This window comes from Leptospira weilii, assembly GCF_006874765.1.
GTDB lineage: Bacteria > Spirochaetota > Leptospiria > Leptospirales > Leptospiraceae > Leptospira > Leptospira weilii.
Map to the genome: position 1 here is coordinate 2,325,001 of NZ_CP040840.1, position 10,000 is coordinate 2,335,000.

Annotated in this window: 10 protein-coding genes (2 of these 10 running past the window's edge); 3 read left to right on the forward strand and 7 right to left on the reverse strand. The window is 41.6% G+C overall.

Annotation, left to right across the window (positions count from 1 at the left end; all coding sequences use genetic code 11):
• Positions 1-460 carry the 3' portion of an LIC_11485 family protein gene (locus FHG67_RS11140; protein WP_004497780.1) on the forward strand. It extends 155 nt beyond the left edge of the window, so 460 of the gene's 615 nt are visible here — the last part of the coding sequence; its start codon lies beyond the left edge, outside the window; it ends in the stop codon at positions 458-460.
• Positions 457-1,479, forward strand: a complete 1,023-nt coding sequence (locus tag FHG67_RS11145; protein ID WP_004497845.1) for a tetratricopeptide repeat protein — start codon at positions 457-459, stop codon at positions 1,477-1,479. Before FHG67_RS11140 ends, FHG67_RS11145 begins: the two co-directional genes overlap by 4 nt.
• Positions 1,480-1,747: 268 nt before the next feature.
• On the opposite strand, the gene FHG67_RS11150 is transcribed toward FHG67_RS11145, so the two are convergent.
• From FHG67_RS11150 to FHG67_RS11160, 3 genes are all read right to left on the reverse strand, one after another.
• The gene (locus FHG67_RS11150; RefSeq protein WP_080597080.1) at positions 1,748-2,899 is read right to left on the reverse strand and encodes an IS481 family transposase; all 1,152 of its coding nucleotides are present in this window, start codon (positions 2,897-2,899) and stop codon (positions 1,748-1,750) included.
• Between the two features lie 304 nt (positions 2,900-3,203).
• Positions 3,204-3,668 (reverse strand): chemotaxis protein CheX, encoded by a 465-nt coding sequence (locus FHG67_RS11155; RefSeq protein WP_002614363.1) that lies wholly within the window; start codon positions 3,666-3,668, stop codon positions 3,204-3,206.
• The gene (locus FHG67_RS11160) at positions 3,668-4,903 is read right to left on the reverse strand and encodes a hypothetical protein (RefSeq protein ID WP_004497830.1); all 1,236 of its coding nucleotides are present in this window, start codon (positions 4,901-4,903) and stop codon (positions 3,668-3,670) included. The genes FHG67_RS11155 and FHG67_RS11160 overlap by 1 nt, the downstream gene beginning before the upstream one ends.
• 102 nt (positions 4,904-5,005) lie before the next feature.
• Between FHG67_RS11160 and FHG67_RS11165 the strand changes: the two genes are divergently transcribed.
• Complete coding sequence (locus FHG67_RS11165; protein WP_004497776.1) at positions 5,006-5,803, forward strand: LIC_11490 family protein; 798 nt, start codon at positions 5,006-5,008, stop codon at positions 5,801-5,803.
• A gap of 302 nt (positions 5,804-6,105) precedes the next feature.
• Here FHG67_RS11165 and lmtA read toward each other — a convergent pair whose 3' ends face one another.
• From lmtA to FHG67_RS11190, 4 genes are all read right to left on the reverse strand, one after another.
• The gene (gene lmtA, locus FHG67_RS11170; RefSeq protein ID WP_004497842.1) at positions 6,106-6,858 is read right to left on the reverse strand and encodes a lipid A Kdo2 1-phosphate O-methyltransferase; all 753 of its coding nucleotides are present in this window, start codon (positions 6,856-6,858) and stop codon (positions 6,106-6,108) included.
• Between the two features lie 198 nt (positions 6,859-7,056).
• The gene (locus tag FHG67_RS11180) at positions 7,057-8,067 is read right to left on the reverse strand and encodes a DUF4340 domain-containing protein (protein WP_004497814.1); all 1,011 of its coding nucleotides are present in this window, start codon (positions 8,065-8,067) and stop codon (positions 7,057-7,059) included.
• A complete protein-coding gene (locus tag FHG67_RS11185) occupies positions 8,064-9,764 on the reverse strand; it encodes a GldG family protein (RefSeq protein ID WP_004500389.1) in 1,701 nt (566 codons plus the stop codon). The genes FHG67_RS11180 and FHG67_RS11185 overlap by 4 nt, the downstream gene beginning before the upstream one ends.
• On the reverse strand, positions 9,761-10,000 hold the 3' end of the coding sequence (locus FHG67_RS11190; protein WP_004500448.1) for an ABC transporter permease. The gene runs 516 nt beyond the window's last position; the window shows 240 of its 756 coding nt (coding positions 517-756); its start codon lies off the right edge, out of view; its stop codon occupies positions 9,761-9,763. Before FHG67_RS11190 ends, FHG67_RS11185 begins: the two co-directional genes overlap by 4 nt.

The following is a 10,000-nucleotide window of genomic DNA, read 5'->3' on the forward strand; positions in this document are numbered from 1 at the left end:
AAGGGGTAAAGAAGGGGCGGCTTTCGACGAACAAGCGAAAGAATTGGATCGTAAAGCATTGTTTTTGGAAGATATCGAAAGAAATTACAATCGCAAACGGAAATCGATTCGTTATAGCGATCCGGATCTTTCTTTAACGGGGGAATCTTCCCAACTCGAAATCGATCGATACGCAAGAGAAAAACCCAAGGACGGACTTTTGCAAGAATCGAATATTCCCGAAGGGAAGGATCCCTTGAGGGATGGAAGAAGGGAAGGAGTCGGAACTCCGAAACTACCGACAGAGTCGGACGTACTGCCGACGGAAGATCGAATCAAAACGCCGGAAGCAAATCGTAATCTGGATGATCCGGGGATCATTTCTTCGGAGAGAGGAAACGGAAATTCCCGAAATCAGGAACGTCCGAATTTGATAAAACCGCCTAAAAATAATTCCAAGGGAACTTTGGAGCCTCGATGAAATTTTCGACTGCTCCGATCATATTGATCTTTTCGCTTATGGTTGTCACGAGTTCTTTATTTGCTGATATGCCTCTTCCTTTCCCGGAAGAGTTGGGGCTTACTGAAACGGAAATAAATGCTTCTGTAACTCCGGAAAAAAATGTTTCCGGAGTTACAAAGTCGAATGAAACAAAGGAAGTATCTGAATTTGTGTCGAAAGGTACGGAGTCGGAAAACGTTTCAACTGAAAATTCTTCTAAGTCTTTACAGATGGAAGAACCAAAGATGACTAACGTTTCTTTTTCGGATCCTACGTCTGTGCAAAAAACATCGGATCGACCCGAAGAAGAAGTCGTAAAATCTCCCGAAAAGACGATACTTCCGAATTCCGAAAAAACAAGTTTAAAAAAGAAAAAGGACAAAAAGAAGGAAGATCCGTCCGAAAGCGGATATAAAAAAGGTCTTTTACGACTGAGAGAAAACCAGAGAAACAAGGCAAAGAGCGAGTTCGATCAATCTTCGGTACAGGGAAAGTCGGCCAACTCTTCCAGACTAGAAAACGCAAGATTGACCGCGGAAAATTCAAACGACGCAAATGCGATCACGGAACAGATCGATTCCGAGGACGAAAAATGGAAAGCGGTGTTTGAGGTTGCTCGGGCTCTTCGGGGGAGCGGAAAAATTCCGGAAGCGGAAACTCAATATCTTAAAATTATCACGGAGGCTCCCGAAAACTTCCAATCGATTTCTCTTCTTTCTTTGGGGGAAATGCTTTCGTCTACGGATCGAAAAGATTCCGCAAGAAGATATCTTTTGCAGCTCGTAAAACTTTTACAGAAAAAACCGGAACTTGATCCTAAAAGAGATCAGTTGGAAAAAGCGGTAACTTTGATCGCGAGAATTTATGGAGATCAGGGAAGATACGAGGAAGCGGAAAATTGGGCCAAAACATATTTAAACCGGTTGAATCCGGAAGCTTCCGAAGATTCTCCTTTTGTAAAGGAGCTTCGAAGGATTTTGAAAAGAAGATATTACTGAATTCAGCGTTTCATTCTTTATCATAACCAATCACACAAATTAAGAAGGCTTTTGGGATAATAAGGATCAAAAACTGATATTTTTCAAGTGTTCCGACAAGAATGAGGCTTTTTACTTGCAAAAAGTATAATTTTCTGATAGAGAAAAATCTCCCGAGCCTTTCCGCCTCCAGGCTCAATGATTTGCTCCCTACGGGTCGCTCATCACCCCCCACCCAAAATTATGTACATCCTGGGACATAGGTAACAGTTTAAACCAACGACATGGGTTACACTTTTAAAGTCCTAGTTACTTTTCGAATTCGTTCATCAAAATATCCGATTGTTACAAAGCTGAAGTAGATTCGCCAAAGGCCGTCTTCGACCGGCTCAAATCCGATTCTTTCCCCGGCTAAACTCTTCGTGATGAAGTATCTTTGATTTTTCCAATAAAAGCAACCATCATCCACTTTCCGGATTTCAAAATGATCCGGATACCGTATTTCAGGAATACGATTCGGAAATATTCTCGTTGAATGTTTATAAAGCTGGGAAGGAGTTTTTTGACCCAATGCTTCATGCGGACGTTCAAAATTGTATTCCGCTCTAAATCGATCAAAAGATTTCTGTTGTTGTTTCATAGAAGAACGGATCGGATATACCGCTTCCGCTTTTAAGGTGCGATGCATTCTCTCGTGTCGTCCGTTCTCTTGAGGTTTACCGGGACGAATTCTTTCAGGAAGAATTCCCAATTTAATCCACCAAGTGGAAAGCAGAGACATTCCTAATCCCGCCGCAAACGGGACCCCATTGTCCGTTCGAATCGCATTCGGCAATCCGTATTCTCGAAAACATCTTTCGAATTCTTTCTTGGTATCGTAGGTTTTTGTGCCTGAAAGACCTTTACAACAAAGTAAGAATCGACTGTAACCGTCCGAAATTGTCAAAGGGTAACATCGAATTCCATCTTTGAGTTTGAAATCTCCTTTGAAATCCGCACACCAAACCGCATTCGGATGATCGTAACCTTGAAACGGGAAGGAGCGAGCAATCATCTCTCGCTTCTTCTTTCGAGATTTTACCAAACCTCTTTTCTGAAGAATATTGCCGATCGTGCTTGCTGAAGGCCAAGTGATTTCAGGATTATCCTTTTCTAATATGACAAGCAGCTTCTTCGGTCCCCAAGTCGGATGTCGTTTACGAAGTGCAAGGATGAATCTCTCTTCCGCAAAACTAACTCGATTGGGATTCGTATGAGGAGATTTGCTTCTGTCTAAAAGTCCGTTTGGACCTTCTTGTCGATATCGATTCAACCATTTGTAACCGGTCTTTCTACTGATTCCAAACGTCTCGCACAACGAAGTGATTGAAACACTTCCGTCGCAGACTGCCGCAATGAATTTTACTTTCTCGTCCATCGGTGACACCTCTTTCCATGGCAAAGGATTAACCCTCCTTTGCATTAATTTTAGTGTTACCTATGTTCCTGGTCTATTTTGTTACCTATGTTCCCGGTTCATACCTTAGGGAGGGGCGTAAGTTTCACAGAGGATTTGTCGTAATTCCGACAAATTGATCTTGAGATCCAAGCACTTGTGGGTAACGTTATGATTCCCTATGGGTCATTCGACAGATCGCTATCTCAGCTACGCTGAGAAACAACCTTATGTTTCGACCCATGGGGAGAAACATTGAGTTAAACGCTCCCGCTGCCTTTTGTTTGAGTTGCTTCCTAAGGGTCGCAACTCAAGTAAGAGAAACGTTTACATCCAGTTTTCCAAACTTGGAAAACAGACTGATTCCCAAGGCTGGTTTTCTGGGAATCTTTAATGTTTCGCTTTTAGAATCGACTATATTCGGCGCGGTGATTTCGATCGATTGACCGGAACTCGCGAATATATTCATCGCATTTCCTGTGGTCATGTTCGCGATTTCTCCCAGAATATCTTTGTATTCGTTTTTAATATCTTGTAAGTTCATTCCCGGCATTAGAACACCGGCGATCTTATATGCGGCGTCGTAATTAAGACCGTAAACTACTTCGCCGTTAAACGTTCCGATCACACCGATCACAATGGAAAGTTCCAGGTTGGTTTCTGGGTTGTCTTTGATTCCGATCTTTCCCCGGATCAAATCCGTTTTCAATACGTCTCTAAAAACGATCGTAGCGGCTTCGAGAAAGGGATTTACCAATTCAGCCCGGATTTGCATTATTCTTCTGCCTTTTGACCGATCCTTCGTTCAATCGGGTATTTTTCCTGAAGTGCCTGACTGATTTCCATAACGAACCCGTTCAGCAGGTTCGGGTTGTCCCTCAAATCCGGTCCCTGGGAAGTATTGATTTTAGACGAATCGATTTCCAAGGAAGCGAATTCTACAAAAACATTTTTTTCGGATTCTCTGTAAGGACCCCCGACTTTTTTAGACCCAAAGACCACAGTTGTCAAATCTTTAAGGAACTGAGTATTGTTTCCAAGGCGAATGTTCTGGTTTCCGGATTTCAATTCCCAAAGATTCAAAAGAGATTGGTCCTTGAAATCCTGAACGCCTACACCTAACAAAGAGGCGATTTTTTGGAGTCCGTCCGGTTCTTCTTGAAGAGTTTTCAATCTTCCTTTCCATTCTTCCTGGGATTTTGAACGAGCTTCGAGAAGTAGTTTGCTTTTTAGGAAATTTTTTCTTTCTTCAAAGGAAAGTTCTTTGCCGTCTGTATTTTTCGGTAGTTTCCCTTCTTTCTTTTCGTTTTCGTATTTTGCACGTAAAACTTCTTCGGAAACGGGAGTTTCTTTTTCCGCCAGCTTGTTTAGCTGTTCGTCGGTGTAAGAGACGATTCGAAGTCGAAACCGAGCGGAAGAGGATTCTTTTTGAATCGCAACTTCTCCGTCGGTTTTTTTGAGATCGGAATTTAAAAGAGAATCATAGAGACCGCTTGCATTTTTACGATCGACTCGATATTGCATTGGAGCTGAGTTCAGGATCTGTCTATAGATGGCTTCGGGTTTACGAACGTCTTCCTCGGAATACCCGGCTCCGTTGACGGATTCTCTATAAATTCTCCTTGCCTCTTCCGAAAGTTCCTCACGGATTCCGGTTTCGGAAACGGAAAACCCGGTCGCGTTTGCGATTTGTTTCGTGACTACCAAATTACGGATGGTTTGAAATGCGCAGGATTGAAGAGTGGAAGGATCCTCCGCAAGAGAAGGGGCAATGCTTCTGTATTGAAAGAAACAGTCTCTTTGAGCAGCTTGGAAATAGTCCATTGGGATGGAATCATTCCCGATTTTTCCGGCGTTGAGATTCGAACGGCCGGAAATTACGTCGAAAAAGCTCTTTTCGGCGTCTCCCGGAAGAAAAGTGATGATCAAACCGCTCACAAGGATAAAAAGAAAGAAGGCAACAACCGCGCGAATGATCTTGTCTTTGAGAGAAACGTTTTCTAATTCCATGATTATATCAATAAACTAAAAGGGTTTGTAAGGGAATATTTCTGTAAAGGAGAAAAGTAAGAAAAACGCTTCAGAAACACGCTCTGTCGACAGATACATAGAATGATGCTCTTTATTGCAATCGCACTCATCCTTATAGGACTACTTTGTTTTATCTATGTTTCCCTCAACCCGAATTCGGGTAGAGAACTACGATTTAAATCCAATATTCGAAAGGAAAATTCCCAAAATGAGCATCTATCTAGGCATGAATTCGACCCTCGCAAAGGTGCGGAGATTCTTGCGGCAACCAAACGGGCTCCTAACTTGGGGCAGATTGAAAAACAAAAGCACCTGGAAGATTTATTCGTGGAAGGAAGAAAAATCCCGAAACAGGATAAAGTTCTGCAACCAGTAGCCTCTTCGGCCGAATTTTTTGATGAGAACATTTCCTCAATTGAGGAGGAGTTTTCTCGAATGGAAGAAGTTCCTTCCCGTTCCGGCGTAGAGGTTCTGGAAGAGCCTTCTAAGTTCTCTTCCGTAAACGAAGAAAAGTCGAAAGAGGAAGAAGTCAAAGAGATACGTTTTGAAATCGACGGGATTTTATATTTGGATCAAAATCGAGAACTTTTGTATGAAAAACTCACAGACAAAAAGAAAGAATTAATCCCGGACAAGTTGAAAAGTTTAAAGCGAATCGGTCCGGGTAAATTGAGCGAGAATAGGGATTTTCTTTCTTTTGAAGCGTTAAATAGCAGTTATAAATATTTTTTTTCCGAAATCGAAAAAATTCTGTTCTTCGATGAGGGAATCGTTTTGATTTCTTCCAAGCAGAATTATCCAATTCCGGTTTTTTTTACGAAAGAGACAAATCAGTTGAAATCGTATCTGGAAAGTTCTTCTCAGACTTTTTCTAACTGAAGTCTTTGTAAGAAAAGAAGCCTGTCATAGGTCTGACCGACGATTTTTTACTGAAACATTTGCGGTTCTCCGCTCGAATTGGTGGTGAGTGGGCTTTGCGGGAATCTGTGATTTTTTAGTATATTAGAAAAACTGCATGAACTGGAATCCATCTTCTCGAAAATGTTCCGAAAAAACGGATCGTTTTTCTTTTGACTTTTATGAAAAGTGGGTCGCATGCAGATTCGCTTCTCATGGAAAGGGTAATTTAGTTTTCTTTTAACTCAGCAAAACACCCCTGTAAGTCCGAAGTTTGAGGTTATTCAGCGACCTTCCACATGTAAAAGTTTTGTCGTTTTAACGACAATTCTTGTAAGAACGTAAAAAACGAGCCCGCCGCCGAACAGAACGATTTGAGGAATACGAATTGCTTCTACAAGATTGCTGACTGGTTCGTTAAAATAAACCGCGGCTAAATCGAAAACGCTGAAGATGACAAGAATTCCGAATAGGCTTGGATATTCTCTTTTGATTACATTGCGGACGGAAAAAGGAAGGGTAGGTTTTTTATAACCGCCGAATTTCGGAATAAACGCGGGAACGTTGTTTGCCCAGGAAAGATAAGCCTCCCCGAATTTTTTGCGCAGAAATTGTTCTTCTGCAAACATGATCCTTTCGTAATATACCCAGAAAAAAAGAATAAAAACCGTCGCTATCAAAAAGTTTTTTAAGAATAGAACCGCTCCGAGATACATCAGAAAATTTCCCACGTACAAAGGGTGACGAATGAGGGAATAAATTCCTTCCTGGTTAACGACGTCCGCCACCTGTTCTTTCGTGTTTCTTCCCGAGGTTCTTGCGGGTGCGTAACCGATCACAAAGCTGCGTACAAAAAGTCCCAGAATACTAATCACGAAACAGAAGGACTGGTAGTATAGATGGTAGTTGTAGGAATCTCCGGGAAACCGATAGAAGGGCAAAAGTCCAAGACAGAGAATCAAGATGATTCCGGGAATATAGGATCTCCAACGAAATAGAAAATTCCCCTGAGATTCAAATTCTTCGATCAAAGCCATGCTTTCGTCCTAAATTTTAGATTTCTTGTGAAAGGAAATTGGAGGCATTTACATTGTCAATAGAGAATCGGTTCGGAATAACCGGAGCGTATTTCAAAGAGTTCATAATATCGTTTAGAAGCGCTTCAAAATAAATGCTCTTTTGAAATCCGATCAAAAAAATCATTCGAAAAAAACGGATCAATGTGTTCTTGGGAGTCAAAACGGATCAGAAGTTTCGTAAAAGAATTTTTTCAAATTCGGGATTTCTCGAAACCCTTTTAAAAAGTCGGGGTCGATTACATGCAAAATCGAATCGGAATCCGATCGAAAGATCGGTTCTCCGTCGGAAGTGTTTCCAATCCATTCCAAGTTCAAAAAAGAACTCTGATCCGAGCGAAGGCGGACTTCGATCTGAAAATGATCTTTGGGATTCAAAGGGAAAATCTTTTCCTCGAACGGTCTTTTTAAAACTCTTTCCGCCTTGAGTGTTAGGATTTTTTGAACGATTCGAAAACAATCCTCGCCCGGACAGAGGTGAAAATTCGAAGAAATCGGTTTCCAATTTCCCGGTTCCGTTTGTTCGATTTCAAACGCGACATTCTTGTTTTCGGAAGAATAAATTAGAATAGTATGAATTTCTTGCATACGAACGTTTTCCGGAATTAAAAGGTTCGAGAGGAAGAAGTTTTCATTCCCGCGGCCTGCCAGGGAATTTAAATTCTCTTCCACAAACCAGATTTCTCCCGTGTTTGGTTCTCGAATAAAGGTTCCGCTTTGCGATTTTCCGGAAGTTCCTATGTCCAATTTTTTGATTTCTCCGGATTCTGTTTGGATTTCTAATTTTAATTCCTCACCGTTTAAACCGAATTCTTTCGAATTGGAATTGGAAGATATTTTCGTAAACTTTCGGATATTTAAAATAGCGTTTAGGAAAGAAGCGATTTTTTTGAAGTCAGGTCTGGCTTCGACTTCTCCGATTAGGACGGACCAAGTTCTATTTTTTTGCTCTAAGATTGCCTCATGTCCTTTTCTCCCGACTTGAATCCTTTCGATTTCATTCGCTTTAAAAGGAAAGAAAGGGTCGTACGTTCTTTGAAAGGATCTGAAAGGATCGGAGATTAAAAAGTAAACAGTACCTAAAACTAGATTGATTAGAACCAAAACAAGGGCGGTTTCTTTCCGAAAGAAATGATCGAAAGCTGTAAGAATTTTTATTCGAGACTTCATGATTCCGGATTTTTACCTCGTAGAGAGTTCCTATGTCGCATCTTAAGATATGTGTAAAGGCCCAAAAGAGACGGTATTCCTAATATATTCAAAAAGCTGAATGTTATTTTTTCGGTGTCGGAAAACGGATTGAGTTTTAAAAAGGCGGATTTTTTTCCTCGTATCTGGATGAGATCTGCGTCTCCGCCGGATATATCCAAAGCATTTAATAAAAACGGAATATTCGATTCTTGGTAGATTTTTCTCGTTTCCGGATAGGCCAAAAGATCCGATACGAGGTAGGGGGAGCCGATAGCAAGAATTCGAGAGCTTTTTCCTTCGGGGGTTTGTTTCAGAAAAGGATTCGATTTTTTGAATATTGTCGGGGCGGATGCGAATGCGGATCGAAAAGAGCCTTCTAACACGGCGCCCAAAATGATTTTTTTATTTCCGCTTCGAATTGGGGTCGCAAAGATCTGTTTTTCACCGAGAGCCACTATGGAAGAGCGGATCTCCGCTTCTTCGGAAGACGATAGGATCGGTTCCATCTTTACGTTCGGTTGTCGATCTGGAAAAAGAGTCAGACTTGAAACCCAGGGAAGAAGCAGATTTTTCAGAGTTTTTGTAAAGGGGCTAACTTCGCTTAACATTTCTCGGGAGCTTCCCGCGATAATCCAAGGCGGATAGGCGTACCTTCCGATCACTCCGGGTTCCACTTCCATCAAAGGACCGATGGGAAGAGAACGATTCGGATCCAAGACAAGGTCGGTGTTCACTCGAAAACCGTAGGATTCGAAAATACGATTTTGTTCCTCGATCCGAGGGGTCGGCTTTGCGATTCCTGCGACGATCGAGTTTGTTTCAATTCCCTTTTCCCGGTTGGGAGGTTCCAAACGAAAGTCCATGGATTTGAAAAGAAGAATGAGATTTCCGCCCCTCATTAGGAACTGATCGAGTCTATAAAAAGCCGTTTCGGATAACGCCCCTCCGCCGATCCAAAGGAGAGTATGTAAGGAATCTTGAATGTCCTCTTCTTCAAGACGGACTTCCGAAAGAGTTCCGTATTCTTCTTTTAGAATCTGATTCGCGAAAATTCCAATGGTATCTTTTCCGGCTTCGGGTCCCGTCGTGGACAAGGTTCCTGGAATGGAAAGGATTCCGATTCCCGAGTCGGCGGGATTACGGATCATTTTTCTAAGAGTCGTTAGGATTTGATATTCGATTTCTTCCGCATAAAAAGCGACCGGAATCGTTTCTTTTCTGGTTCCTAAGGTCAAAGTTAAACCAAAGTAGGCTTGTTTTATCTGAGAGGAACCTAATTCTGTCTTTTCCAATATTTGCGGTCGAATCCCTGCTTCGATCGCTTTTTTTTGCTCTTCGACGGAAAAGTCGGGATCATGAAAGCGTAATACGGCGTTTGATCCGCCCAAAGAAGCGATTTCGCTTAACAATTCTTTGGTTAGATCCAGGCGCGTTCTATACTCTCCCGGAGTTTTAGAGGAATAATACGCGTCGATATAGATGGGAGAATGCAGATTTTGAAAAATCTTTCTTGTGCTTTCTGAAACTTCGAATCGTTTTGATTCCGAAAGGTCTTTTCTACATACAAACTGAGAAAGGATTCCGTTTGAAAATAAAAAAATAAGAAACGCCTGGGAAAATAAAAACCAAGGATTGGAATTGAATCGCGAAAAAAAAATCCTAAGGCTCGAAATCATCGTTTCGACCTCAATATAAGAATATTTGCATATAAGGATAAAAGAATAAAACTCAGATAGAAAAAGATCTCCCTCCCGTCCAGGATCCCTAGGCGAAACGATTCAAAATGTTTGGAAAGAGAAAAAAAAGAAATTTTGGCTCCGGGACTTGTTCCTAAAAATTGAAGAAAAGGCCTGTGCCCCAAAAGAAAAAAGAAGAGGCAAAAAATGAGTCCGAGCAGATAAGAACTGATCTG